The 26,273-nt window shown below is 40.9% G+C and carries 25 protein-coding genes and 2 pseudogenes; 11 read left to right on the top strand and 16 right to left on the bottom strand.

The genetic code is table 11. The features are described 5' to 3' along the window. A pseudogene (locus MF4640_RS19655) lies at positions 1–113 on the bottom strand (transposase); the annotation flags it as partial. Between the two features lie 36 nt (positions 114–149). On the opposite strand from MF4640_RS19655, the pseudogene MF4640_RS01370 reads away from it, so the two are divergent. Then, positions 150–689, top strand: a pseudogene (locus MF4640_RS01370) (helix-turn-helix domain-containing protein); the annotation flags it as partial. 14 nt (positions 690–703) lie between these two features. Here the strand turns inward: MF4640_RS01370 and def are convergent. Continuing rightward, complete coding sequence (gene def, locus MF4640_RS01365; protein ID WP_058869191.1) at positions 704–1,189, bottom strand: peptide deformylase; 486 nt, start codon at positions 1,187–1,189, stop codon at positions 704–706. A 214-nt stretch (positions 1,190–1,403) separates the two neighbouring features. On the opposite strand from def, the gene MF4640_RS01360 reads away from it, so the two are divergent. Continuing rightward, entirely contained in the window at positions 1,404–2,681 is a 1,278-nt protein-coding gene (locus MF4640_RS01360; RefSeq protein ID WP_078388435.1) for an MFS transporter, read from the top strand. Between the two features lie 70 nt (positions 2,682–2,751). On the opposite strand, the gene MF4640_RS01355 is transcribed toward MF4640_RS01360, so the two are convergent. The 3 genes from MF4640_RS01355 to pnuC all read right to left on the bottom strand — a co-directional run bounded on the left by MF4640_RS01355 (position 2,752) and on the right by pnuC (position 4,259). Next, a complete protein-coding gene (locus MF4640_RS01355; protein ID WP_078388442.1) occupies positions 2,752–3,261 on the bottom strand; it encodes a DUF2505 family protein in 510 nt (169 codons plus the stop codon). Between the two features lie 133 nt (positions 3,262–3,394). After that, positions 3,395–3,583, bottom strand: a complete 189-nt coding sequence (locus tag MF4640_RS01350; RefSeq protein WP_413772687.1) for a hypothetical protein — start codon at positions 3,581–3,583, stop codon at positions 3,395–3,397. 100 nt (positions 3,584–3,683) lie between these two features. Then, positions 3,684–4,259 (bottom strand): nicotinamide riboside transporter PnuC, encoded by a 576-nt coding sequence (gene pnuC, locus MF4640_RS01345; protein ID WP_004694427.1) that lies wholly within the window; start codon positions 4,257–4,259, stop codon positions 3,684–3,686. A gap of 199 nt (positions 4,260–4,458) precedes the next feature. On the opposite strand from pnuC, the gene MF4640_RS01340 reads away from it, so the two are divergent. The 3 genes from MF4640_RS01340 to MF4640_RS01330 are packed head-to-tail and all read left to right on the top strand — an operon-like array spanning position 4,459 to position 6,809. Continuing rightward, positions 4,459–5,256: a crotonase/enoyl-CoA hydratase family protein gene (locus MF4640_RS01340; protein WP_078388434.1), complete on the top strand. Its 798-nt coding sequence runs from the start codon at positions 4,459–4,461 to the stop codon at positions 5,254–5,256. A gap of 53 nt (positions 5,257–5,309) precedes the next feature. After that, a complete protein-coding gene (locus MF4640_RS01335; protein WP_078388441.1) occupies positions 5,310–6,218 on the top strand; it encodes an alpha/beta fold hydrolase in 909 nt (302 codons plus the stop codon). Between the two features lie 6 nt (positions 6,219–6,224). After that, complete coding sequence (locus tag MF4640_RS01330) at positions 6,225–6,809, top strand: TetR/AcrR family transcriptional regulator (RefSeq protein ID WP_078388433.1); 585 nt, start codon at positions 6,225–6,227, stop codon at positions 6,807–6,809. An 8-nt stretch (positions 6,810–6,817) separates the two neighbouring features. On the opposite strand, the gene MF4640_RS01325 is transcribed toward MF4640_RS01330, so the two are convergent. Then, positions 6,818–7,336, bottom strand: a complete 519-nt coding sequence (locus tag MF4640_RS01325; RefSeq protein ID WP_078388432.1) for a hypothetical protein — start codon at positions 7,334–7,336, stop codon at positions 6,818–6,820. A gap of 295 nt (positions 7,337–7,631) precedes the next feature. Here MF4640_RS01325 and MF4640_RS01320 point away from each other — a divergent pair, with 295 nt between their 5' ends. Continuing rightward, positions 7,632–8,078: a GNAT family N-acetyltransferase gene (locus MF4640_RS01320; protein ID WP_078388431.1), complete on the top strand. Its 447-nt coding sequence runs from the start codon at positions 7,632–7,634 to the stop codon at positions 8,076–8,078. Between the two features lie 32 nt (positions 8,079–8,110). On the opposite strand, the gene MF4640_RS01315 is transcribed toward MF4640_RS01320, so the two are convergent. The 4 genes from MF4640_RS01315 to MF4640_RS01300 all read right to left on the bottom strand — a co-directional run bounded on the left by MF4640_RS01315 (position 8,111) and on the right by MF4640_RS01300 (position 12,107). Continuing rightward, positions 8,111–9,958 (bottom strand): diguanylate cyclase domain-containing protein, encoded by a 1,848-nt coding sequence (locus MF4640_RS01315; RefSeq protein WP_413772686.1) that lies wholly within the window; start codon positions 9,956–9,958, stop codon positions 8,111–8,113. 158 nt (positions 9,959–10,116) lie between these two features. Beyond that, positions 10,117–10,455 carry an FKBP-type peptidyl-prolyl cis-trans isomerase gene (locus MF4640_RS01310; protein WP_004981094.1) on the bottom strand — a complete coding sequence of 113 codons (339 nt, stop codon included), beginning with the start codon at positions 10,453–10,455 and terminating at the stop codon, positions 10,117–10,119. Between the two features lie 48 nt (positions 10,456–10,503). Continuing rightward, positions 10,504–11,034, bottom strand: coding sequence for a YaeQ family protein (locus MF4640_RS01305; RefSeq protein WP_004981095.1), 531 nt, complete (start codon positions 11,032–11,034; stop codon positions 10,504–10,506). A gap of 68 nt (positions 11,035–11,102) precedes the next feature. Beyond that, complete coding sequence (locus tag MF4640_RS01300; RefSeq protein ID WP_193791548.1) at positions 11,103–12,107, bottom strand: CobW family GTP-binding protein; 1,005 nt, start codon at positions 12,105–12,107, stop codon at positions 11,103–11,105. Positions 12,108–12,581: 474 nt separating this feature from the next. On the opposite strand from MF4640_RS01300, the gene MF4640_RS01295 reads away from it, so the two are divergent. Next, a complete protein-coding gene (locus tag MF4640_RS01295) occupies positions 12,582–12,785 on the top strand; it encodes a hypothetical protein (RefSeq protein ID WP_058869180.1) in 204 nt (67 codons plus the stop codon). Between the two features lie 245 nt (positions 12,786–13,030). Here MF4640_RS01295 and MF4640_RS01285 read toward each other — a convergent pair whose 3' ends face one another. Continuing rightward, positions 13,031–13,552 (bottom strand): acyl-CoA thioesterase, encoded by a 522-nt coding sequence (locus tag MF4640_RS01285; RefSeq protein WP_004694449.1) that lies wholly within the window; start codon positions 13,550–13,552, stop codon positions 13,031–13,033. A gap of 304 nt (positions 13,553–13,856) precedes the next feature. Then, positions 13,857–14,855, bottom strand: a complete 999-nt coding sequence (locus MF4640_RS01280; protein WP_078388427.1) for a patatin-like phospholipase family protein — start codon at positions 14,853–14,855, stop codon at positions 13,857–13,859. A 138-nt stretch (positions 14,856–14,993) separates the two neighbouring features. Here MF4640_RS01280 and chrA point away from each other — a divergent pair, with 138 nt between their 5' ends. Beyond that, entirely contained in the window at positions 14,994–16,181 is a 1,188-nt protein-coding gene (chrA, locus tag MF4640_RS01275; RefSeq protein WP_078388426.1) for a chromate efflux transporter, read from the top strand. Positions 16,182–16,233: 52 nt separating this feature from the next. Here the strand turns inward: chrA and MF4640_RS01270 are convergent, their stop codons facing one another. The 3 genes from MF4640_RS01270 to MF4640_RS01260 all read right to left on the bottom strand — a co-directional run bounded on the left by MF4640_RS01270 (position 16,234) and on the right by MF4640_RS01260 (position 20,852). Continuing rightward, the gene (locus MF4640_RS01270; RefSeq protein WP_078388425.1) at positions 16,234–17,709 is read right to left on the bottom strand and encodes an alanine/glycine:cation symporter family protein; all 1,476 of its coding nucleotides are present in this window, start codon (positions 17,707–17,709) and stop codon (positions 16,234–16,236) included. 74 nt (positions 17,710–17,783) lie between these two features. Further along, a complete protein-coding gene (gene gltS, locus MF4640_RS01265) occupies positions 17,784–19,025 on the bottom strand; it encodes a sodium/glutamate symporter (protein WP_078388424.1) in 1,242 nt (413 codons plus the stop codon). A gap of 507 nt (positions 19,026–19,532) precedes the next feature. Next, the gene (locus MF4640_RS01260) at positions 19,533–20,852 is read right to left on the bottom strand and encodes a DcaP family trimeric outer membrane transporter (protein ID WP_078388423.1); all 1,320 of its coding nucleotides are present in this window, start codon (positions 20,850–20,852) and stop codon (positions 19,533–19,535) included. A gap of 729 nt (positions 20,853–21,581) precedes the next feature. Between MF4640_RS01260 and MF4640_RS19955 the strand changes: the two genes are divergently transcribed. After that, positions 21,582–21,821 (top strand): nitroreductase family protein, encoded by a 240-nt coding sequence (locus MF4640_RS19955; protein ID WP_413772688.1) that lies wholly within the window; start codon positions 21,582–21,584, stop codon positions 21,819–21,821. A gap of 143 nt (positions 21,822–21,964) precedes the next feature. On the opposite strand, the gene MF4640_RS01250 is transcribed toward MF4640_RS19955, so the two are convergent. Beyond that, a complete protein-coding gene (locus tag MF4640_RS01250; RefSeq protein ID WP_078388421.1) occupies positions 21,965–23,164 on the bottom strand; it encodes a multidrug effflux MFS transporter in 1,200 nt (399 codons plus the stop codon). A 141-nt stretch (positions 23,165–23,305) separates the two neighbouring features. Here MF4640_RS01250 and yccS point away from each other — a divergent pair, with 141 nt between their 5' ends. Together yccS and MF4640_RS01240 are read left to right on the top strand one after the other, a co-directional pair. Beyond that, complete coding sequence (gene yccS / locus MF4640_RS01245; RefSeq protein WP_078388440.1) at positions 23,306–25,480, top strand: YccS family putative transporter; 2,175 nt, start codon at positions 23,306–23,308, stop codon at positions 25,478–25,480. Positions 25,481–25,565: 85 nt separating this feature from the next. Next, positions 25,566–26,126, top strand: coding sequence for a YcxB family protein (locus MF4640_RS01240; protein WP_058869170.1), 561 nt, complete (start codon positions 25,566–25,568; stop codon positions 26,124–26,126). Positions 26,127–26,273 lie beyond the last annotated feature (147 nt).

Below are 26,273 nucleotides of genomic sequence, written 5' to 3'. Positions count from 1 at the left end.
CATTCAACAATGGTATTTTTATTAATTTCAAATTGTGCAGCTACCGCTCGAATAGAATAACCTTCCTCAAGCTTAGCTAAAATTTTACGTCTAAAATGTTCTGAATAACTCATTGCACCATTGTATTGGTTTTATAATGATTTGACTATACTGCATTGGTTCAGGCCGATGCAGCTGCACTGCTGGGGCAACATTGTTTTATTATTCGGGTCAGCAAGTTATTGCATGAGTTATTGATTCGGCTCAATGCGATAGAACACATTCCACCTTCCGAGCTGATCAGCTCTGATGAACTGTCTCGATCTTTACAGATTTTAATTTTTGATGAAATTCATAAAGCCAATCTGTTGCCCATTCAAATTCCGTGGCCACAAGACAAACGCTTAATGAATATTTGCCAAGCACTGTTAAGTACACCAGATCAGTTAAAAGATTTAAGCACATGGGCAGATGAAATTGGCACCAGCTCCAGAACCTTGATGCGCATGTTTCAAAAGGAAACGGGGCTGTCTTATCGCACATGGGTTCAGCAAATGCATATTGCCCATGCCTTAAGTAAAATTGCCAGTGGTGAATCTGTCGCGCAGATTGCAAGATCTCTTGGCTATAGCAATCCGAGTGCATTTAGTACCATGTTTAAACGTCATTTGGGACAGACCCCGCAACAGTTTAAATATAAAGATGAATAAAATGACACTCGTGACTAAGCACTCAGGCGATCGACAAATAAAATACCATTGAGATGATCGATTTCATGTTGCACAATGCGTGCAGGAAAACCTTCAAAAGTGCTTTCCATTACCTCACCAGTCAAAGTGTGATACAGCACCTTAATACTTTGCGCACGCTGTACCTGTCCGCGTTCATTCGGCACACTTAAACAGCCTTCTTCACCCAAGGTCATTGCTTGCGAAAACTCTAAAATTTCAGGATTGACCATCACCACGGCGTCCATTTCAGGCGCATCGGGATAGCGTAAATTTGGCCGTGAAGCCACAATAATGACCCGCTTTGAAATATAGACTTGTGGTGCAGCAATGCCCACACCGCTCCGCTCTAACATGGTCGCAATCATGGCCGAGGCCAACTGCATGAGCCAGTCGCTATTAAATTCTGCATCTGCGACGCGAGCAGCTTTGAGTCTTAAAATATCTTCACCACGTTGTGCAACAGGTAAAATGACACTCATACACAAATCCTAAATTTTTATACCTATTTATTCTTTTTATATCATAAGCCTTTTATCTCGCCTGCGTTATATATTTACGTTGACCATCAAATCAACGATGTTGATTCATGTATAATTTTTAGTTCAAACCCAGTAAAGAAAGATTGATTATTCATTCAAAAAAGACTTCTTTAAAATCAAATATAAACCTTTATTTAGCTTTGGAAATATACGCATGGATGCAACACCACGTTTGACCAGAGAAGACAAACGTACCCTTGGGCTGTCATCACTCGGTGGTGCACTTGAGTTCTATGACTTTGTTATTTATGTTTTTTACGCCAAAATTATTTCTGAGTTATTCTTTCCCGCAGGGCTTAGCCCATTTTGGGCGATGCTGAATACTTACGGTATTTTCGCCGCAGGTTACTTCTTTCGTCCACTTGGCGGTGTGGTCATGGCGCACTTTGGCGACCTCATCGGGCGTAAGCGTCTATTTAGCTTATCTATTTTGCTCATGGCTTTACCCACCCTCATGATCGGGGTCATGCCAACTTTTGAAACGATTGGCTATGCTGCGCCGCTGCTATTACTCTTTATGCGAGTGGTACAAGGCATTGCAATTGGTGGAGAAATTCCAGCGGCATGGACCTTTGTTTCTGAACATGTTCCATCTGAAAAAATTGGTTTTGCCAATGGCTTACTTACGGCTGGTTTGTCACTCGGCATCTTGCTCGGTGCTTTAATGTCACTGTTCATTTCTCTTCAGTTTAGTGAAGCAGCTATACATGATTGGGCATGGCGCATTCCCTTTATTGTGGGTGGTATTTTTGGCTTAGTGGCCTTGTATTTACGTAGTTATTTGAAAGAGACCCCAGTATTCAAAGCCATGCAAGCACGTAAAGAATTATCCAAAGAAATGCCAGTGAAACAAGTCTTAGCCAGTCATAAAACTGCCGTGGTGATTGGCATGCTCTTGACTTGGTTCTTAACTGCTTGTGTAGTAGTACTAATTTTAGCCATGCCAAACTTACTGACAGGCGCCTTTGGATTTGAACGTAGCGATGCTTTTCAAATGCAAAGTGCTGCGATCATCATGCAAATGCTGGGATGCATACTCGCTGGGACATTGGCAGATCACTTTGGTGCAGCCAAGGTCTTGGTTTTTGGCTCAATCGGTGTCGCCGCTATCGCGACCATTTTCTATCACAGTTTAGGTGCGGTCAGTCCAACTACTGTGTTTGCACTGTATATGCTTTTGGGATTCTTTTCAGGCACGGTTGGGCTTGTGTCCTATAGCATGGTCAAAATGTTCCCTGCTCCGATCCGCTTTTCGGGTATTTCGTTTTCCTACAATGTCGCCTATGCCATTGCAGGAGGTATCACACTGCCTTTGGTTCAATGGCTCAGCCTCTATAGCAACATTGGCGCGATGTATTATATTTGGCTGGTCTGTTTGGTTTGCTTCTTCACAGCTTTGGTTTATCGAGCTCAATTCGAGGCGAAGCACTAAAATGATAAAACCCTTCAATCGAAGGGTTTCTTTTTATGCAAGCTACTTTGAAAACATGAGGTCAAAGCCTTTAGCTTAAGGTTTCTGCATGCAGATTTTGGCGCAGTTCATCTTCCACAATATCAAGCTCGATTTGGCTAAACTTACGAATTTCGCCTTCAGCATGTTTTTCTAACATACCGCCAATTAATGGCACTTTCACTTTTACCTTCCATTCCAGTTGAAAGTGAATCTGCTTATCATTACCCGATACACTACGTTGGCACACAGCTTCTAAAGGTAGGTTAGGGTCTAAACGGACTTCCGAGCTGAGCACAACTAAATTGCTGACGTCGGTACGTTGTAAACGAAATGCATCTTTTAGAAATTTCTTCGCAATATCGGGAATATTGACATCCAAATTATACGCGCGCTTGAGGGTATAAATATCGCCGACTTTATTCGACTCCAAAATTTCCAACTTCTCACCGGGAATACGACGACAAACATTTTCATGTAAGCTGATATTGGCTGCGAGTCGACGGAAGTCATCCAATGAAACACCTTTGATGGTGGCATTGACTACAAACTGATGTGCCATAGCATTAAATCCTTTATTTTTTGTTTTTGTAAACATCCATGCCCTGATCAGGACTGAAAACTGGATCTCGTCATCCTGTAGAAAGGTCAAATATAGACGATGTTCCAGCACCGACTATACCGTGATCTAGATTTCAATGTGCGCCATTCTGTATGACAATATCATCTGCAATATAAATAAAAACCACGCGCTCAAAACAGGCCAAGCGAATATCAAAATGCTCGGCCCCATCATCCAGTCCTGTAACCGCCCAACTTGCACTGCTGGGTAAATCACCCAGCCAAGTGGCCTGATAAAAATCCGCAACCGAAGCAAAGTCCAAATAAAGTCCAAATATTGCTGTGGACTTCCTTTTAACCGTTCAATGACCGACTCAAATTGAGCCAATTGTATTTGTTTAAAATCAATCAACACTACCCAGCCTATACACTTTTGAGCTGTTGTTTATGACGTACCTGAGTCCATTGCCACCAGCCAAAAGCCGCCAAGCCAACAAAGCCTGCATATAAAGCCGCGGTTAGGAACAAATCTTTATAGATAAACATACCGACATAAACAATATCGACAAATACCCACAGCACCCATGTCGCAATATGTTTACGACTGGTCCAATAGGTCGCCAACAGACTAAACGCTGCGAGCTGCGCATCCAGTAGCGGTACAGCTGCATCGGTCAAATACTTTAAGCTCAGACCAAATATTCCGCCAGCCGTAGCGGCAAGCAGCATTTGCAAAATCACTTGCCGAGCTGTAATCGGTTCAATCCGAATATCATGGTCTTGTTGTTTACCTTTGAGCCAGTGATAAAAACCATAAAAGTTCACCACCACAAAGAAAAACTGCAAAATGGTTTCACCATATAACTTATAGGTATAAAACAAATAGGCATATAACAAGAAAGCAGCGAAGTTAAACCACCAACACCACATATTGCGCTTAATGGTCAACGTCACCCCAATTAAGCTAATGATGACTGCAAATATTTCAAGGCTAGACATGGTTCAACTGGTATTCAAAGAAGTGCTGCTATTATGAAAAAAAACTCAATAAAGGCAAGACAATTCCGCTCAATCTAAACGTCGCTCTTTTTTCGGGGAATCGGATCAAACTATCGAGTCACAGAATGAATACGCATAAGTTTTGACAGTTTTCTAACAATCGTTTAAAAACTTATAAAACGATGTAGGAATAATCAAAATGTCAGAACAACAAGGTCGTGTCAGTCGCGAAGTTCGCGGTTCGTTATTTTTAATTGGTTTAGATCGCGCAGCCAAGCGCAATGCTTTCGATAGTCATATGATTCATGACTTATCACTGGCCCTCACCGAATATGAGGATGATCCTTCACTGCGCTGTGCCGTGATTTTTGCACACGGGGAACACTTTACAGCTGGGCTTGATTTGGTTGAGTTGCAACCCAAACTCACTGCAGGCGTTTTCGACTTTCCCGCGTCACAAATTAACCCTTGGGGCACCAGTTCAAGACCTCGTACCAAACCCGTGGTTGTGGCAGTCCAAGGCTTTTGTTTTACCGCGGGAATTGAACTGATGCTCAATGCCGATGTGGTGATTGCCGATGCCAATACACAATTTGCCCAAATGGAAGTACAGCGCGGTATTTTACCCTTTGGCGGTGCAACGGTTCGCTTTGTACAAGCGGCGGGTTGGAACAAAGCTATGCGCTATCTACTCACAGGTGACAGCTTCAATGCACAAGTAGCTCTCGACCTCAATTTAATTACCGAGGTCGTAGAAGCATCCACGCCAAATGCTGCATTAGAGCGAGCATTGAGCCTTGCAGAATCAATTGCACAAGCTGCACCACTTGCCGTTCAAGCCACGCTGGCTTCTGCACAACAAGCAGTACAACACGGCGCAGACTATGCCTTTGCACATTTACAAGAGCACCTCAGCTCGCTACTCAAAACCCAAGATGTCCAAGAAGGTGTCATGGCAATGCTACAACGCCGCCCTGCTCAGTTTAAAGGACAGTAAAGCTCAAAAGTCTGGAACCGACTTTAGTATTTAACAAAAAAGAAGAAACGATGATGCAAGCCACAACCCATTTAGATTCGCCCCAAATTGAGAAACAAACTGTAAAATTTTCAGCAACCGATGGTTATGTACTCGTTGGTACACGTTATCGCTCATCTGAGCCGATCAAAGCCAACATCATTGTTGCCAGTGCAACAGGTGTACCACAGCAGTTCTATCGTCGCTTTGCCGAGTATGCAGTAGCTCTAGGTTATCAAGTCCTAACTTTTGATTATCGTGGTGTGGGGCTTTCTGCACCGAAGCAACTCAAAGGTTTTAGCATGTCCTATTTGGACTGGGGACAGCTAGACTTGTCGGCTGCCATTGACTCTATCTGCAAAGATGACAAACCTATTTTTGTGGTTGGACACTCTTATGGAGGCCAAGCACTCGGTTTAACCCGCAACCATGACCAAGTCACTGCGATGTATTGCTTTGGCACAGGTGCGGGTTGGCATGGCTATATGCCGTTTCGGGAGAAAATGAAAGTGCATGTCATGTGGAATATTATTTTCCCGCCGATGGTTGCACTAAAGGGCTATCTGCCTTGGAGCCTGCTGAAAATGGGCACCGATTTACCTGTGGATGTCTACACACAGTGGCGAAAATGGTGTAAAAATCCGACCTACTTTTTTGCAGATCCAGAGCAACAACACTTACTGGAACAGTATGCACAGGTCAAAACCCCAATCTATGCTGTTTCAGCACTGGATGATGACTGGGCTTTACCGAACTCAAGGCATGCATTTATGCAGCATTATCGGCATGCGAACATGCATTATCGCAATATTGAAGCCAGTGACTATGGCTTGAAAGAAATTGGACACATGGGATATTTCCGCCAAGGGGCCGAAGCCATCTGGGAAGATATGCTGAACACTTTCAATGGCTATTTATCATTACCAACCACTACGGAACGTTAAAGCTCTATGCGCCCACAAAAACTGAGTAAAGAACAAATCCAGTTGCATTGCATGCAAACCTTTAAAACCCATGGTTATGCAGGCACCAGTATGGATTTACTAGCAAAGTCTTGTGGGCTCAGTAAAGCGGCATTTTATTATTATTATCCCAATAAAGAAGCTTTGGTTTTAGATATTTTGCAAGTCAGCCAGCAATACTTAAACCATAAACTGTTCAGTATTTTGTGTGATACGCACTTAGATTATTGCGTTCGCTTTGAACACTTGCACCAGCAAGCTGTCAGCTTTTTTAGTATGGGTGTTCAAGGCTGTTTAGTCGGGATGCTGTCTTTGGAAGTCCCACATTTATCCGAACAAATTCATCTCAAAATTCAATCAATTTTCCAAGATTGGGAGTTGGCGTTGTTGCACTACTTTCAGCAAGTCATGCCTATTGCTCAAGCTGAGGCACTGGCTAAAATCAGTGTTGCCGATTATGAGGGGGCAATTTTAATGACACGCTTAAAACAGGATGACTTCTATCTAACTCATGTTGCAGAGCGAATTCTTAAGCAGTTATCCATGACTGTGATGGACGCTGTGGAGGCTTAAGCAAGAGATCAATCCCGAGTACGATAGCTTTTTTTATGCTCGCATCCACTGCGGTCAATATGCGTATAAAACATGCCATAACGACTTACATAATATTCAAGCGACTGATCATAAAAGCTCCAAAAAATAGACCATTCATTTAAATCCATTTTGCGAATTTGCGTCTGGGTTTTCGCAGGCATTTTGACCAATAATGTGCTTTGCATTAACGTTGCATCTTCTTCGACCGTGAGCAATATCGCTTGATCTAAAAATAGAGTCGCCACGTCATCGAACAGCTCTTGTTCATAAGCATCAACTTCAATAACACGCTCAACCTGAGGTGCTCTATTGGTATGCGTTGCCATTTGCACAGATGCTGCTTCCGATTCAACCACTTTTTTTTGTCGCTTCAGAAAGCGGTGCTTTTTTTGAATTTTGATTACAATAATAGATGCCGCAACCAAAGCAATGAGTATGCAAATCATCAGTAAAAATGTCGCCATGCCCTGCTCTCGTAACCAATATTCCCTTTTAAAATACAGCATTATCGCTCAAATAAACACCAAATTAATTAAAACAGACTACGTATGAACTCAAATGCTCAATTCGATGACTTGTAATTGGGTATTGATTCTCAGACCAATTCAAGTGATTCAACACATATTCGCACAAACGTGAAAGGCATCACGATATGTGATTTTTCACTCACAAAATCACTATAAAAAATAATTAACTTAGTGCGATTGAACAACAAAGTTACATCCGTACTAACAGTAATTCAATTTAATAAATACAGTCGCTAGCATGAAATAGCTGTTTCTATAGCTCTAAGAAGAAAAGATGATACGGGCAGCCCAACTTCAGGACATTCCTGAAATTTTAAATGTCGTGCACGACAGTATTCGATCATGTATCAAAGACCATCATCGCCATGAAAGTACGATTCAAATTTGGCTAGAAAATAAAACCCAATCCAACCTGATTATGTGGATGCACTATAACGACAGCTGGGTTTATGTACTCAATCAGCACGTAGTGGGTTTTATTATGGTCAGTGATCAAGGTCGTATTTTACTCAATTATATTTCATCCGCTGAACAACAGCGCGGTATTGGGAAAGCCTTATTAGAAACCGTTATTGAACATCTTAAACGTAAAAAAATTCACCAAATTAGTTTAGAAAGCACCCAAACAGCATGCTCTTTTTATCAAAAACATGGCTTTCAAATCCATGTCCAAGACATTCCAAATCCCAAAATGGTGACCATGGTTAAACTCTTATCCTAAGGTTTATTAACAGAAGTATGACTCAACTAAATTCACTCATTTTCATAGGATTCATTGGGCATTTTCATCTGATCACGGCCCGCTTCTTTGGCTTGATAAAGCTTTAAATCGGCCGCTTTCATAAGGTCATGAATATTGGCATAAATCGTTTCATGATCCATCCACGACACCCCCATACTCAAAGTTACATAATCTTTGCCATCTAGGCGGTTATGATGCTCAAAGCGCGCACTACGCACTGCATCTAAAACGGTTTGCATAATCTGACTAATAATCGCAATTGGGACATTATATAAAACAATGGCAAACTCTTCCCCACCATAGCGTGCTAAGTAGGCATTATGTGGCAGTACTGCACCAATCACTTTGACCAGATTTTGCAGAACTTCATCGCCCTTTAGGTGCCCATAGAAATCATTATAATTTTTGAAATAATCGACATCCATCATGGCAAAAACCAAAGTTGCATGACTATTTTGTTGTGTTTCAATAAAGCGCTGCTGAATTTCCTGATTCAATGCACGCCGATTATAGGCGCCTGTTAAGGCATCAATTTGAATTTGATATTCGAGTTTTTCATTTAAGTCATGTAATTGAGAGGTGCGCTGTTGCACTTTTTGCTCTAAAGAATCATTCAATTCAATTAAATTATTATTTAAACGTTCGGTATGGTAAGTCTGATAAGCATAGTTACGTGATTGTCGGAACATCACCAAAAGTGCATACAGACTGGTAGAGATAAAAGATAGATGAATAGAATCAATCACATGTAGCGTTAGTAAAAAGTCATGAATGACCGATATACACAGCAATACCACGGCGTATAAATTGATTTTCGAATATTTTTGTTTGGTCTTTAAAGTAAGGTAAAAACCATAGGCAAAATTAAGCAAAATAACAATACTGAAAAATGCGCTATAAAAAGCCAGCTGCTCAAAAACAACTTGCTCGGATAACAAGGTAATGACGATATTCAAGGTCAAAACCAAAATGGAAACGGTATAAATCCAACGCTGTAAATAGTACTGATTGAGCAAATACATATAGCTCAAAAAAAATATGACCGCTAAATAGATAAATAAATATTCTAAACGTATGCCCCACAACCAGTTGATATCTAGGAAGGTCGTATAAGCATATGGCGCAGTAAAAAGATTATGTAAGGCAAGAAATAAAATAAAAATACCAAAAACAAAAATACTTTTACTATTCCGTTCATCTGAACCACGGAACATCGAGAACATGGTGGTGAACATTCCTACACCAAACACCACGCCACAGATCATGGCGATACTCATCATCAGTTGCTGATAATGTCGATTAATCGTTTTAGCAATGCCAATATGCATGGGGCTTTCAAGGCCGCCGCGTAAATTGTTAAAGTTTGAGGCTTGTATACTTAAAGTAAAATAGGGGCTGTCAGGGACAAAATAAGCAATCCGCGGTGCATTTTCTGTTTGCTGTGCTCCCGCATTATCCGCGACATCCCCTAAACGAACTAAAAAATCGCCATTGAGATAAACCCGATAAGCACAATTTTGATTGGGGATATGAATGGCTAGCCTTCGGCCAATAAATTCATCCGGAATTTTGAAATGACCGACAAAAGTCCCATAACCCGTATTACTACCTGTAAGTTCTTGAAATGAAATTGGCAATTCGGTAGTTTTAGAAGGGAGTTTACGATTAGGCTGAGAAATCAGCTCTTGGTCATAATAAGACCATGTACCTTTTAAATAACTGGTGGTTTGTTCGGTGAATTGAATGTCATTGACATTTTTTTGATGCAAATAATACTGCGTGGGCTCAGCTTCATATTGTGCCCACGTCGAAGGTATCAAACTTAAAACCAGCAAACAGCTTAAAACAAACCCAAACAAAGACCGTTTGCTCAATGAGCTATACAAAAGCGACTCTTCCCTTAAATACGCTCTGCCTAATAATTAATCTACAAATGTTTTTCTTAAAAACCAAGTGTTTTTACAAATGAATCAAATACATCCTTGTAATTGACTCTTTTATTTATCAATATTTTTGATTAATCACGTGTTTTTACATCATACAACTCAATTTCAAAAATCAAATTTGAATTGGCAGGAATAATATTACCCATTTTACGCTCACCATAAGCCAAATGTGATGGCACGATGAGTTTACGTTTACCACCCACTTTCATGCCCATAATCCCTTGGTCCCAACCTTTAATGACACGGCCTGTCCCAATCACAGTTTCAAAGTAGTTCCCGCGGTCTAAAGATGAGTCAAATTTGGTTCCATCTTCTAACCAACCCGTATAATGCGTGGTGATTAAAGCACCTTTAACCGCTTCTTTACCTTCACCGACAACCAAATCAATAATTTCTAATTCTGCGCTCATGTTCTCGCTCCAACCTGTTCAATCAATAAATCTAGTTAAACTGCTTGTTTATTGCAATTGCGTCCACTCAATAATGGCTTGTGCATGGTCACCAATTAAGGTCCACTCACCATCCATTACATTTAACTGAAGTTGCATAGTCCGCTCACACAGGGCTTGAACCGCTTCAGTACTTGCAGTCGACAACTGCCAAATTTCAACATTGTTCAATGTCTTCAACTTACTGTTGCGCTTATACCATTCATCGACCGCTGTGCCATAAGTGACAATCGCCACTTGCTTACAACGTGCACTGGCTTTTTTCACTTTATCTTCGTCTGGGCTGCCCACTTCAATCCATTTCACCAACTGACCCGTTAGGTCTTTTTCCCACAGCGCAGGCTCATTGGTTTCAAATAAATCTTTGGTAAACTCTAAAGCTTCATCCGCAAAACGTGCAAATGCCAACAAACGCACCATCAAACGCTCAATAGTTTCTGAAGGATGCAATGCCAAAGTCAGTTGATAATCCCCATATTGGTGAACATCCATATTGGCAATATTCAAATCTGCCTTATAAATTGTAGCTTTAAGCGCCATACATACCATCCTCAAATTTGCCGACTAGCATATAAGATTTCGGCTTTTTTTGCTTAAAACAATTTAAGTCATTGCTCAATGCGGCATGCAAAAAGTGCGCTTTCAAAACTCATCCAATCTCTTTGTTTTTGAACAATCAACTCAACTCGGTTATCAATCCCTTCTTCGACATCTTGATAGTTAAATTGTTCAGGATTGAAATTAAATGCCTTCCACCCCTGATTGGTATGGAAAATTCCTTTAATCCGTCGCCAATCTTGCTGTTCACAAAGTAAATCTAATAAATCGTAAAAGTCAAAAACCCAACGTTTCGGCATTTTCCAACCCGCAACACTATAACCTTGCGCTGTTTCTACATAGTGATACGGCAACTGTTTAATCTCGGGAAAATCTTGTTGAGTCGCTTTCAACTGTTGCTGAATGTTCAGTAAAGGCTGCTTGAATCGTTTTGTTCCGATGTACTCAAAATCGATTTGCGCAAGCTCAATCTTGCCCTGCTCTGCCATCAGCCACTGCTGAGCATAAGGCTGATATTCGGTTTGCAGTTTTTCAAGAGCATCTTGATCTGCTTTTTGCATATGAGCTTGATGCGAAACCACCACAATCTGCGCCGCTTTTAATTGATCCTGATAAAGATTTTGTGCTGTCCAAGCATGATCATGTAAACGCGAACCATCCAGCACGGTGATCGGAGCACGCATGTGCAGGGTCGAGTGCCAATGTGGCTCGGTCAGTTGCTCCAGTAACTGTGCTGGATGTCCCAAGCCTGTGGGTTCAATAAACAGCCGATCAGGCTTTTGTTCTGAAAGCAAACGAGACAGTGCTATTTGCATCGGTAGTTGGCTGCTACAACATAAACAACCACCGAGTAATTCTTTCACCGCATAGCCTTCCGTTTGTGGCATGAGCTGTTGATCTACGCCAATTTTCCCAAACTCATTCATCAGTACCGCCCAAATTTCATGTTCCGGTTTCTGACCTAACAAATGCATGAGCAAAGTGGTTTTACCTGCACCAAGAAAGCCCGAAATAATATGCGTAGGAACCGCCTGCGGCATCGACATCAGTTTCAAAATTTTATACCTAGCATGGAATATGATAAAAACAGCACAATAAAATAAGCCTTTATCTTAATTTAAATAACCAATTTTCTCATCTCAAATCCATGGCATCGAACACTCAGCATTCAGTTAGCTGACATTTCATTCATTTATACCCCTATTGGACAAACTTCCTTACATTTTACTCAATACTGAAATTAGGGTTTCGCACTTAATTCGCATGCTTTGTACAGTTTATGTGAGTTTTCAAACATCCATATTGATCATTAATTCTTCTTTTTATCTCAATCTATTCACAAAAAACTTCTACTTGTTACTTAAAGCTCACTATTTTTTCATCATCTGTAGTTTTAGGTAATGTGCACTTTTCACATTGTTGCTTCGATTGAACCGCAGATATTCAGGCGATAGCATGAAGCTCAGTTCAAATTGATGTGATGATCAGTCTGAACTATTTTATCTATAAAATATAAGGATGCCAAAACCATGAAACTTTCTCACTTAATTATTGCAACATCTTTAACAGCTGCGAGCTTTGCAACTTTTGCTGCACCTCAACAAGCAGCAGCTCAAGAAGACAAAGTTGTAGTATCAACCCAAGAAACAGCTGAAACTACAGACTTAAGTGCAAATGCACCTGCTTCGGAAGCATCAGCAGAACAACCGAATCAAGAAAAAGCTGCTAAATAATTGAAATATTGAGAGATCCAGTGGCTTTACTCTCCTGCTGGATCGCAACAACTTTTTAGCGTCACTTGAAACCATGATATATCCTGTCTTGGTTTCTTTTTATTTATGCGCATAGACTTTAGAAGTTTGAGATCAACAGGTGCAAAAAGCCAAATTTGCGTAGTTTTCCCATATGAGCTTCTATTCAAAACATAAACGTCAGACATAAAAAAAGATCCCCTATGTAGGAGATCTTTTTTTTAAACTTAACTATGTGATGCTTTTTTATAAATACTGCACGAAGGATGATGGTTCTCTTGTAAGCGCGCGACCTTACGTTGTTCTGCTGCTTCAAAACGGCAACGCTTCCAGTCATTGTCCAAATTCAATGCAGGAATTTGTTTTGGCTTACCATTTTCATCTACCGCGACCATGGTGAAGTAACAACTATTGGTATGGCGTACTGTACGCTTTTGAATATTTTGTGCTTCAACACGAATACCAATTTCCATCGAAGTACGACCGACATGGTTCACGCTTGCCAAGAAAGTCACCAACTCGCCCACATGAATCGGCTCTTTAAAATTAACTTTATCAACCGATAAGGTCACCACATAACTTCCTGAAAAACGACTCGCACACGCATATGCCACTTGGTCTAACAGTTTCAAAATGGTGCCACCATGCACATTTCCTGAAAAATTCGCCATATCAGGAGTCATTAAGACCGACATAGTGAGTTCAGACTGGTCATCCGCAGCCGCAGCAATTTGATCTAATGGGGACATCGCGTTCTCTAATTGGTAAGATAATAGGATATGTGACATTTATTATATCGGTTTTGAACGCTAAATTTGGTAACAAAACCATCATTATTATTTATAGTGATTTAAGTATCATTCAAAAAAATATATATAAAGAAGACTAAGCTTTTGAATCTATAGGCCTTCTTTAAATTTTAATTTATTCAAAAACATTCTCGCTGTGATATTTTCACAGCATATAAATGGCTTTTTAGCCTGATTGACTGTATTTCGAGTTATAGAGATGTATAAAAGCCCATTCAGGCTTTTATTTCTACATCACGCGTGATCAATGCGTTCTTACTTGAATACTTTGAATATTCAATTTTTGCTTATAATTTTTCTGCGCAAAAACTTTTTGAATCTGTCCTAACTGCGCAACGGTTGCATCGACCCCAGCTTGCATGGTCAACTCACGTCCGCTGACATCAAAAATATGTACTTTCTCACGCAAGTCTGGCTGAATCACAATATCTGCATTTTTCAGCTCAATTTGTGCAAGGTTCTTTTGCATGATATTGATATTTTGGTTAAACAGCCCCCAAACATTTGAGGTTTCGGTATACATTGGCTGCGCCAGAATATCGACCGCGATAATAATATCCGCCCCTAACTTACGTGCCACATCAACAGGCACGGGACTGACTAAACCGCCATCCACATATTCATCAGCACCAATTTTAGTGGGAATAAACATACTCGGGATCGACACCGATGCCCGAACCGCTTGCCCAGTATTGCCATAGTTAAAGACGACTTTTTTGCCTTCTTTTAACTGCGTGGCCACCACATACATCGGGATAGGTAAGCGTTGAAGTGGAATGTCGTTCACTTGCTCATTGACATAGTCTTCAACTTTTTGACCATCAAAGAAACCTTTCATGTCCAAACGAATATCGCGCACATCATTGGCTTTCATATTCAGCGCAATATCACGAATTTGATTGGCATTTTTACCGCTAGCATACAGTGAACCGACGATACTACCGGCACTGGTTCCCACGATAAAGTCGGGACGAATCCCCGACTGCTCTAAAACTTGAATTGCGCCAATATGTGCATAACCACGTGCACCACCACTCCCCAACACCAAGGCAATAATTGGACGGTTCTGTTCTTTTTTGAGCTGTTTAAAATTGATCTGGTTGAGTCGCTCTTGGGCTTCCCCTGACTCAGTTTCGGCTGAAAAAGCCTGACTTGGCGTTTCTTGAGCAACTTTGGGCATGCTTTGACAGCCAGCTAAAGCGAGCAATGTAAACGACATAAGGCTAAGTTTAATGTTCAACATGATTCACCGAAGTTGAGATAGCGCGAAATTTTCCAGCAGCATAGTGTATGAAAATCAGCAGTCCAAGTACTGTTTTTTTTCGTAAAAGCGTCATATTCCCCTATTATAATCGGTTTCAATTTGTCAGCATAATGCAACATGCGCACTCAACATCTCAAAGGCATCTTTCTACACTTTTTAAAATTGGGCTGCTTGTCTTTTGGTGGCCCTGCTGCTCATTTGGTGTTTTTTCACCGACATTTTGTACAGCAACTACGGTGGTTGAGTAATGCTGAATATACCCAACTGGTTGCTCTCGCACAATTGCTCCCAGGGCCGACCAGTAGCCAAGTGGGTATTGCCATTGGTTATCAACTCCGAGGCTACCGCGGCGCGTGTATGGCGTGGCTCGGCTTTACCTTACCATCTATGCTTCTCATGGCATGTCTTGCGGTACTGGGTCAACAGTACTTCAATCAACTCAGTGCGATGACACTACATAGCATTCAGTTGATCGTTTTTGCTGTGGTGATCTGGGCCTTTTGGCAAATGTTGACAAGTTTCTGCCAAACTATTTGGCAATATGTCTTGATGTTACTTAGCACCTTGTTTCTTTACTTCGCCCCATGGTCATTCAGCCAAGTCATCGTCATCTTAGTTGCTGCTCTGGTCGGTATTTATTTCGCATCGGATTCGACATCAAAGCTTCAGGACAGCAGCTTAAAGGCAAAAGTCCAAGCAAAGCAGGCTTATTTTTGGCTGATTGCCTTTGTTTTGCCTTTTGTGGTTTTTATGGTGTGGCATTCATCTTCTTCACTGTTCTCACAGAGCCTGTTTAGTTTTTACCAAGCAGCATCTTTGGTTTTTGGTGGCGGGCATATTATTTTGCCACTTTTACATCAGGACTTCGTCGTCAGCCATATTTTATCTGCCGAACAATTTGACTTAGGTTATGCGCTGGCTCAACTCATGCCCGGCCCCTTATTTAGTTTCGCCAGTTACTTAGGTGCTTTATTGCCTTTAACGCCCTTTGTTTGGCTGAATGTGGTTCTAGCCACTTTAGCAATCTTTCTGCCCTCATTCTTTTTAATCTTTGCAACCTTGCCTTATTGGTCTTGGCTTATGCAGCAAGCTGCGATACGAAAAGCCGTGATTGGGATTAATGCAGCAGTAGTCAGTTTACTGCTGTGTTTAGTGATACAAATGGGACAAAGTTATTTCAAGCATTGGACTGACTTAGGTTTTGTGATCGCGGTGATTTTACTGCTTCGAACCAAACTCCCGATTTGGCTAAGCCTGATTTTAAGTTTTGCACTCTATCAGCTGTTCTTTTACTTTAGCGGTTAAATAGCCATAAAAAAGCCCCTATCAATGTAGAGGCTTTTTTATGGCTAAAAGATTACCAAATGTCTGATTTCACTTTGTCTTTAAATTTAGGATGGTTATCCAATTTAAATACTGGCTCTTTCACACCTTGTTTCAGCTGTGCCAAATAGTCTTTTAACAGCATCAATAAGAATGGTGTTAACAGCAAAATAGCAAACAAGTTAATGGTGGCCATGATACCCATGAACAAATCGGCAGTGTTCCAAATGAGAGGCACACTCATCACTGAACCGAGATACACCATAATCAAAACAAAGATACGGAAGACGAACATCACCTTGGCATTGTTATTGATAAATTGCACATTCCCTTCAGCATAGGCATAGTTACCAATGACTGATGAAAAGGCAAACATGAACAAAATCGTTGCAAGGAAGTCATCACCCCAAGAACCAATTTGGCTCTCTAAAGCCATTTGGGTGAGCGCTACGCCTTCAAAGCCCGCATCATGATAAAGTCCTGAGGCCAAAATAATAATCGCTGTACATGAACACACCACGAAGGTATCCACAAATACACCGAGCATTTGTACCAAACCTTGGTTTACAGGATGCTTTACATCCGATGCAGCTGCCGCATTCGGTGCTGAACCCATACCTGCTTCATTAGAGAATAAACCACGTTTAATCCCCATCATCATTGCCATAGAAACCATCGCACCGAAGAAACCACCAGCAGCAGCTTCAAACTCAAAAGCTTTAGAGAAAATGAGCTGGAAGATATCAGGTAAAATAGCGTAATTAATTACGGCGATATATAAAGCAACAGCCAGATACAACAAGGCCATCAATGGCACAAAACTTTCTGCCACTTTGGCAATACGTTTGATCCCACCAAAGATAATCATTGCGGTCAGCAAGACTAGACCTAGTCCAACCCAAGACACCACAATATGAATGCCACCGAGTTCAAATGCTAGATTGGCTTTATCCCATCCCCATGCATGTGCTGTTGCACCTGTAATTGCATTGGCTTGTACTGCGTTAAACACAAAACCATAGGTTGAAATAAGCGCAACAGCAAAGACTACACCCAACCATTTTTGTTTCAGGCCTTGGGTAATATAGTAGGCAGGTCCACCACGGAACTGTTTATTTTCTTGGTCACGCACCTTGAACAACTGTGCAAGAGATGACTCAACAAAAGCCGAACTCATACCCAAAAATGCAGTGACCCACATCCAAAATACTGCACCCGGCCCACCAATCGCAATTGCGATCGCAACGCCCGCAACATTACCCACACCTACACGACTAGCAAGCCCAGTTACAAAAGCCTGAAAAGGTGTAATGCCATGATCATCATCACATTCCTTACGGCTTGATTTCATGACCTTGATGCTGTGCAAAAATAAGCGAACCTGTACTGCACCCGTAATTAGGGTGTAAAACAAACCGACCGCAACAAGGAAAATCACCAAAAAGTCCCACAGAGGTCCATTCAGTGTATTCACCCACCCGAGTAATGTTTCATTTAATTGATCATTCATCTCGATATCCTAATTATTGTGAGAGACCTGAAAGCAAAAAAGCCCTAGTTTCCTAGGGCAAATTGCATTTCCAATTAGTTAAAATATTGCAAAATAGACTGAATGACAGCCACGTTAATCAAGTCTACAAAGAATGCGCCACATAAAGGCACAATCAAGAATGCCTTGTGCGAAGGACCATACATGTTGGTAATCGCCTGCATGTTTGCAACCGCAGTCGGGGTTGCACCCATACCAAATCCACAGTGACCCGCAGATAGCACAGCAGCATCGTAGTTTTTACCCATCACACGGAATGTCACAAATGCAGCATATAAGCCCATCGTAATCGTTTGTGCACCTAAAATCACCACAAGCGGACCAGCAAGGTCAGCCAATTGCCATAATTTCAATGAAAGCAAAGCCATCGCAAGGTACAACGACAATGATGCATTACCAAATACATCAATCGCACGGTCAAAGATTTGAACTTTGAAAATACCTTCCAACACATTACGTAAAATCACACCACCTGCAAGCGCCCAAACAAAAGTCGGTAACTCAAGCATTGTGCCTTTCATATGGCCGGTCATAAAGTCAGCAAAAGCCAAACAGCCTGCAAACAAACCTAATGTGGTAATCGCATTATCCGCAGTGATTAAACGCACACGATGTGGATATTCAAACGGTACATATTCTGTTGAATTAATATCAGTTAGTGGTGTGTTATCACTCTTTTCAATTTGTTCATTGGTACGTGGCGTCGCCAATTGATAGCGGTTAATGAGTAACTTCGCTAAAGGACCACCAATCAAACCACCAATAATCAAACCAAATGTCGCACTCGCCATACCCAAAGCTAATGCACCTTGGATACCATGCTTAACTTCTAAAATTTCACCCCAAGCACCCGCAGTACCATGACCACCAGTTAAGGTAATTGAACCTGCAATCAAACCAATAAGTGGGTCAATACCCAATAAAGTTGCAAGGCTAATGCCGACAAAGTTTTGCACCACAATAAATGATGCGACAGCCATCAAGAAAATAACCAGACCAATTCCCCCTTCGCGCAATTTGGCAAAGTTTGCACTTAAACCAATTGAGGAAAAGAAAATCAGCATAAAGCTTGTTTGCAATTCGCTACTGGTCGTGATGCTATAGCCCCAAAGACTATGCACAACCAAGGAGATAATCGCTGCAACTAAACCACCTGCGACAGGCTCAGGAATGTTGTAGCGTTTCAAGAAACCAATTTTATTTACCAAGAAGCGGCCAAGTAACAAAACAATGACAGCAGCAATCAAGGTATAAAAAGCGTTAAAAGTAAATTCCATGACAATTGTCCATAAAGCGGATGCTTAGATTTTGTTATCTGGCTAATAAGCCACCGAATCCATTGATACTTCAAGAGATATTTCGTAAATCTGAGACAAACTCAGTCTTGCGTATGGAAATTCAGGCAATGGGTAAATTGGTAACAAACTAAGCGATCTGATGCATAACATGTTCAGTTCTACACGATGAGTAAACTGAAATAACGTAATGCCCAATAATGTTTGGACACAGATACGGTTTTTTGAAAAAAATCACAAAACCGCCCCATATTGGCTCAAAAACAACCAATAAAAGTACAATATGGGCGAAAGACCGACATTATGCAGATTTTTTATAGATAATCTTTATTTTTTTACAATAATTTCCAACTATTTCACTTATTCTTTTCTGACTTAATACTTAAGTCTATATTCAAAATGTATTTAGTCTGTATAAATTTCCCGACTCAAACAAAACAGGAGCCTAAAGCTCCTGTTTTTTTAAACTGCAACTATTTCATCACATGATTAGAAGCTATATTTCGCCATTAAGCCAACACGGTTGTCTTTGTAGCTATCGCCAGCAAAGGTATCACGTTTACCATTGATATATTCAACACCTAAATCCAAAGGCTTAACTGGTGAATAGATGAAGTTAATCCATGCTTGGTAAACTTCTTCATTTGCAGCTGTGTTTAAACGCGCGTAATCAGTACCATCATCCGCAAAGAGTGCGCCATACGCTAAAGTCGAACGTAATTTTTCGTTGAATTTATACGTACCACCGACTTGTACACCAAATGCTTCATTTTGCTCGATCTTGCCATTCGCATTATCTACATAAAATGCAGTGTTGCTTCCGTATAAGTAGTTGCTATTGCCCTGTACATAAGACACATCAGCACTGAGTTTTAACGGATCAATCACTTGATAATTTACACCAGCAGCAATACCCCAACCTGTTTTATCATCACCAGCTGTTTCAGATTTATATTGTTCCACCAAACCACGAACAGATGCATTCGCTTTGCCATCTGCAAAACCTTGCGTTAATTTCGCAGTTAATACTGGTAAGCTATATTTCACATCTGAACTAACAGTCTCACTCGTAGTTACACCGTTAGTAGTGGTAACTTTAAGCTGGTTTGCTGAACTATTCCCTTCTTCCGCAGCAATAAATAATTTCGTTGCAGGCGCCAAATTAAAGCCATAACGTACTTGTGGAATACGAGTTGTACCACCACCCACGTTCGTGCCGAAGTCAATCATTTCTGGCGCATGGTTAGACAGGAAGTTAGATGTGGTTTGACCAAACAACCAATTGTTATAAGTCAAATACGCATGACGAATACGAAGGGCTTCATTTGTTCCAGCAAAGTCTACTTCTACTTTACCACCCAGTTTGTTATCGCCAGCCACATTGGTATTAAAATCTAAACCTAAACGTGTAGTTTTCGCTGTTGCACGCAGTTTGTCTTTAGTTTGGCCATTTGAGCTTGAAACTTTGTTGAAGTCGTCATCCGCACCTTCAATAATGTAGTTTGCATCGCCACGAACAAAACCATATAGGTTAATGTCTGCGCCAGACTTAGATTTGAACGAAGACAGTGGAGATTCAGCTTTTACAGGAGCTGGTTGTGCTTTCACTTGTTGAATCTGAACTGCTTGCTGTTGTTGAACTTGTTGCTGTTGTTGCATTAATGCTTTTAGCTCTGCAACTTCAGCGCGTAATTGCGCGAGTTCTTGTTGTTCTTTGGTTGCAGCATGAGTTGTTGTCATCATCAGAGCAGCCACACTAAGTGCTAGGCTTTGAGCGATAAATGGCTTTTTATTGAGGGCTAAACGCATACACAAACTTCCTTTATTACATTGTTAATAGTGAATCAAAAATTCCATTTCAGTAAAATTTTTTGCACAAAAGACCACTCCGTTTTGGTCTTTTCATATGCAAAGTAATCTTATAAAGATGAAAAATCGCACATTTCGATGTTTTAAGATATGACCTTTTATTACTCTTGCCACTAAAGTCTAATGCACACAATTTCAAACTATAATTGATGTTATTCGCGATTGGCTTTGAAGCATCAAATTACAATTTAGACAGACTTTTGCAATAATTAAGTAACAATTCTTCATATTTTCTTAAATATAGACTGAGTTTTATTTGAGATCTATATTTTTTTCTTATAACTAAAGTCTTAGTCTAATAGATAACCACCTATGCCCAATGATGGGTCAAAATCACACCTTTGCACCAAAAAAGCCTAACTATTCAGACGATTATTGAGCATGATAAATAAAATATCCCCAAGCACGAATACACGGTTATGGCAAATAGATGTGCTCATAGGAAAACTCCTAACAAAATGTTTGAGCAAACCTGTCATACTCAGTTTAGAGCGTCTGAACATCCTGAAAAAACATCGAACAACAAAAAAGTTTTGTATATTATCCGAAAAAATGGATTTCGCCTTTTATTGAGCGTCGCCGTGAAAATGGTTGGGGCTTGTATGGCTTGCATAATATTCAAAAAGTTGAAAAAGCGAAAATCGCACAGTAGCAATCACGTAATGACCAATCTTTTTTAACGCACCTGTCGGACTATTCTACACAGTCAATCAAGCCATGGGCATCGGCGCGAAAATGGATATTGCCATGATGAGAAATGTCATGACTTCAGTCAAAGTACAAGGCTTAGACACTTGCCCACAAGCCGCATGGAATCATCTTCATGCTCTCGTGCTGAATATACTCGATGCTGCACAATTTGAAGAATTGGTCTGCAGTATGGCACTGGGTTATGCAGATTCAGAGTAGATCGTCAATCACTTTATAACACCACGCGTACCAGTTGAAGATTTTGCAGTATTCTTAAATAATGATTAAGATTTAAAGCATTCATTTTAACAAAAAAAGAGACTAAAATGAGTCTCTTTTTTATATAGTCACGACTTCAATTTTTAGGCTTTTTCGTGCTCAAGCTTAAACACATAATACAAAGCCAAAGCCACAAAAATAGCCATAACGATGGCCATATTCAAAAGTGCCGACCAGAGTAGAAAATTAAGAATCACGCCACAAAGTAGACCACAACCAAATTGCATACTGCCCATAATCGCACTGGCCGTTCCTGCCCGTGCACCCTGCTCAGACATTGCAATCGCCATGGCATTTGGCCCTGTAAAACCGATTGCTGCGACAGCGAGAAACATCCCTGCACATACGATATATAAGGGCGCATGCGTCATGATACCCGCTACCAACAGCAGCCCCACACCAGCTAACTGCAAAAAACTGCCTAATTTTAAGCGCTGAAAAACACTTAACTTTTGTGCCAGACGTTTATTTAAGGTCGAGAACAGCATAATCCCAACTGCATTGGCACCAAAGGCATAGGCAAAAACTTGCTGACTTAAGCCGTAACCATCCATCAGAATGGCAGCAGAAGCACTGATATAGCAAAAGAGTACAGCCCCGGCAAAACATCCAACAAACATCGGGCGTCTAAAGCTCGAATCTTGCAGAATCGCTCCGTAAAGGTTTAAAACTTGATTAAAGTTAAGCTTTAAACGACGCTTCGGATCTAAAGTTTCTTCAAAGAAAAAGTGTACGCAGCACAGGCTTCCCAAACCAACGGCCATCAAAAAGGCGAAAATACTATGCCAACTACTGAAACTCAGTACCAGCGCGCCTAAACTCGGTGCAATAATCGGCGCGATGGTGGTCACGATCATCATACTGGCAAATGCTTGGGCTGAGGCTTGCATATCTAAACGATCACGAATCGCAGCTCGAGCAATCACCACACCTACACAACCGCCTAAGGCTTGCAAAACCCGAGCGGCAATGAGACTCCACTCACTGTTTGCAAACACACACAGTAAACTGGCAATAATGTAGAGACTCAGTCCAAAATACAGCGGTTTTTTCCGCCCAATTCGGTCACTTACAGGTCCATAAATTAGTTGTCCAATAGCCAAGCCTAAGAAGTACGCAGGCAAGCTGTTGGCCACCATTTGTGTGCTTACCCCGAAGTCATCTGCCATTTGTGGCAAAGCGGGTAAATACATATCAATCGATAGTGGACCGAGTGCAGTCAGTGAAGCAAGTAAGAGAATCCAAGCGTTGGAATAGACCGCTTTTTCCTGTGTAGTCGGCATAGGATTAATTTATGTTTTGGAAGGAGAGTTTGCAGACAAGTTTACACGCTCCATAGTATGATTTATAGCAGAGCAGGTGAAATTTCACATATTCTCATATTTGAAAATGGTCCAACCCCAAGTGACAAACAAAGGTGCCCTTTGAAAGCATGGCTGACGAGTCTAAAACAGGCTACTTATAATACAACCTTCATGTATAACCTCCGCATGGTCATTACTTTTGCAGGGACTGCTTTTGTTCCATATTTTATGGGTTTTCAACTGGCAACTATTCCGCTAACACTCGGCGCAGTTGCTGCAGGTTTAAGTGATATTGATGACCGCTTTTCCGTGCGAATCATGAATTTAATTTTTACCTATATTGGCTTTTTCATTACTGCAACGTCGATATACTTTTTATTTCCACACCCAATTTTATTCGCATTGGGGCTAATCGTTTCGTGTATTGGTCTGATTTTACTGGGCTCACTGGGACGTCGTTATGCCACCATTTCCTATGGTTGCTTAGTGGTTTCCGTTTACTCCATGCTCGGTGTCGGACTTTTTGACAACTGGTATACACAACCATCTCTGCTGGTGATTGGAGCAATTTGGTATAGCGTTATTTCAACTATCAGTTTTCTGCTCTTTCCCGTTCGTCAGGTTCAAGACAATCTATCGAAGTGTTATTCCTCACTCGCCGATTTTCTGTTTGCCAAATCCAACCTGTTTGATGTCGATATGACAGCTAACAGCTATCAACAGAGCATGATTGAACTGTCGTTGGAAAATGGTAAATTAATTGCAATTTTCAACGACATGAAAACCGCTCTACTTACTCGCTTAAAAGGTGACCGTGGACAACGGGATACACGTCGCAGTCTGCAATATTATTTTGTGGCACAAGATATTCACGAGCGCGCAGATTCAGCACATATTGACTATCAAAAACTGGCGAAAATTTTTCAACACAGCGATATCTTATTCCGCTTTCAACGAATTTTATCTATACAAGCCAAAGCCTGTAAAGACTTAAGCAGCAGTATCTTAAACCGGCAAACCTACACCCATAATAAACGCTTTAAACATACTTTTGAAAACCTCCGTTTATCATTAGAAAAGCTCAGAGACGAACAACAATACGACCAAATTTGGGTCAATGCTCTGTTTTCGTTGTATCAAAACTTAAAGTCTATTGATGCACAGCTACGCAACTTAGAAACTGAACGCAATATTAAACTCGATAAAACTAAGCATATCGAAAGCCAACTCAAAGATGATGATCTGAAAGGCTGGGATGATATTAAGGTTCGGATTAAACAACATCTCACCCCAGAGTCGGTGTTATTTCGACACGCGATTCGTCTGTCTATCGTGTTATTGGTTGGATATATCTTTGTTCAAGTCACTAACATTGAATATGGGTACTGGATTCTACTTACAGCACTATTTGTCAGTCAGCCCAATTTCAACGCAACCAAACGTCGTTTACGTTTACGTATCGTAGGGACATTGGTCGGAATCATTTTAGGGTATGCCGTATTGTACTTTGTACCTTCGATTGAAGGACAACTTCTCGTCTTGGTCATCAGCGGGGTACTTTTCTTTGAGCTGCGCAGTAAACAATATGCACAAGCCACCGCTTTCATCACTATTTTGGCGCTGATTAATTTCAACTTAGATGGTATGGGATATGAAGCTGCCCTTCCGCGCATGATGGATACCTTAATTGGCTGTGGTCTGGCATGGTTAGGCGTGAGTTTCATTTTCCCTGACTGGAAGTTCCGTCGCCTCCCCCGCACAATTTACCGCTCGCTTTCCGCTCAATGTGATTATTTGGCTGAGGTGATTGAACAGTATAAGTCTGGACGCAACAATGGCCTGAATTATCGCGTGGTTCGTCGTGCGGCACACAATACCGATGCCGAAGTTGCTTCACTCATTTCAACCTTAGCCACCGAGCCCGATTTTGACCCAACGCAAAAAAGCTTAGCGTTTGAGTTCTTGTGTCTCAATCATACCTTTATTAGCTATATTGCAGCTTTGGGGGCTCATCGTGAAAAAATTGATGACCCTCAAATTTTAGAATTGATGGATCGCGCTTTTGACAATATCCAAGGTGCGCTACTGCGTGATGAAATGCCTGATTTAACGGCGCAGAATATGCTACAGACCATACGTCAGCGTTTAAGCCAAAATAATGAGGAAGATCAAAAAGCACTGATTATTTTGCAGCAGCTTTCCTTGATGTTTAGCATCTTGAATCAGTTCAGTCGTTTGAAGCAAAGTTTAAGCCACGAACGGGATCATGAGGCCACAGAACTGGCTTCATTATAATTTGGGTGATTTTGGAACAATATACTCACTGAAATGCTCTAAATGATGCTAAACTTTTTGCAGTTTTAGATCTGTTACTTTCACTATGACCGCGAAAAATTTATACGCTTATACTTTACAGCCTGTGACCTATGAAATCACTGAGGCTGAACAACGCGATGCTCAATTAAAAATTTGGCGTAGCACAAACAAAATTAGCATGAAAGCTTGGATCATCATGGCTGTGGTTACAGCCCTTTCGATTCTTGGCCTAATTTTACTTAAGAATTATTCAACCATCTTTTGTTGGGTTGCTCTCGCCTGTGTTCTAACTTACCTTTTAGTCCGTAAGTTCGGTTTAGAGTGGTATGTGAAGCGCAAAATGAATGAATTTCCAGTACAGGAAATTAAAGGTATTCGTTTAGGTGTACAACCTCACGGTCTAATTATGCGCCAGAAAATGGGCATGCAAGAAGGTGTCGGTGCAATCGGTTGGAAAGACATCTACGAATGGTATAACACACCTGAGTTTTTGTTGATTAAATTCAAAGTGAAAGGCGAAGAAGGTGCATACATTCTGCCAAAACGCATGGATAGCAAAAACTTCTCGTTTAATACGATTCGTAAACATTTAAAAGAAACAGTCGGTGAAGCGCAGCCACTTTAAGTCCTGCCTTTCTCTTCTATAAAAAAACCTCCAACTTTTGGAGGTTTTTTTATATCCTAAACTCTCGAATACAAATGATAATGAGAATAAATATTAATTTCTAAATCCATATTATCTTCTCAATCTTCAGGTATAATTTCCGCACAA

The sequence above is a fragment of the Acinetobacter sp. MF4640 genome (assembly GCF_002018895.1).
Classification (GTDB): Bacteria; Pseudomonadota; Gammaproteobacteria; order Pseudomonadales; family Moraxellaceae; genus Acinetobacter; species Acinetobacter johnsonii.
Note: the sequence above shows the minus strand (reverse complement) of the source record. Positions and strands in the feature narration are given on the sequence as shown.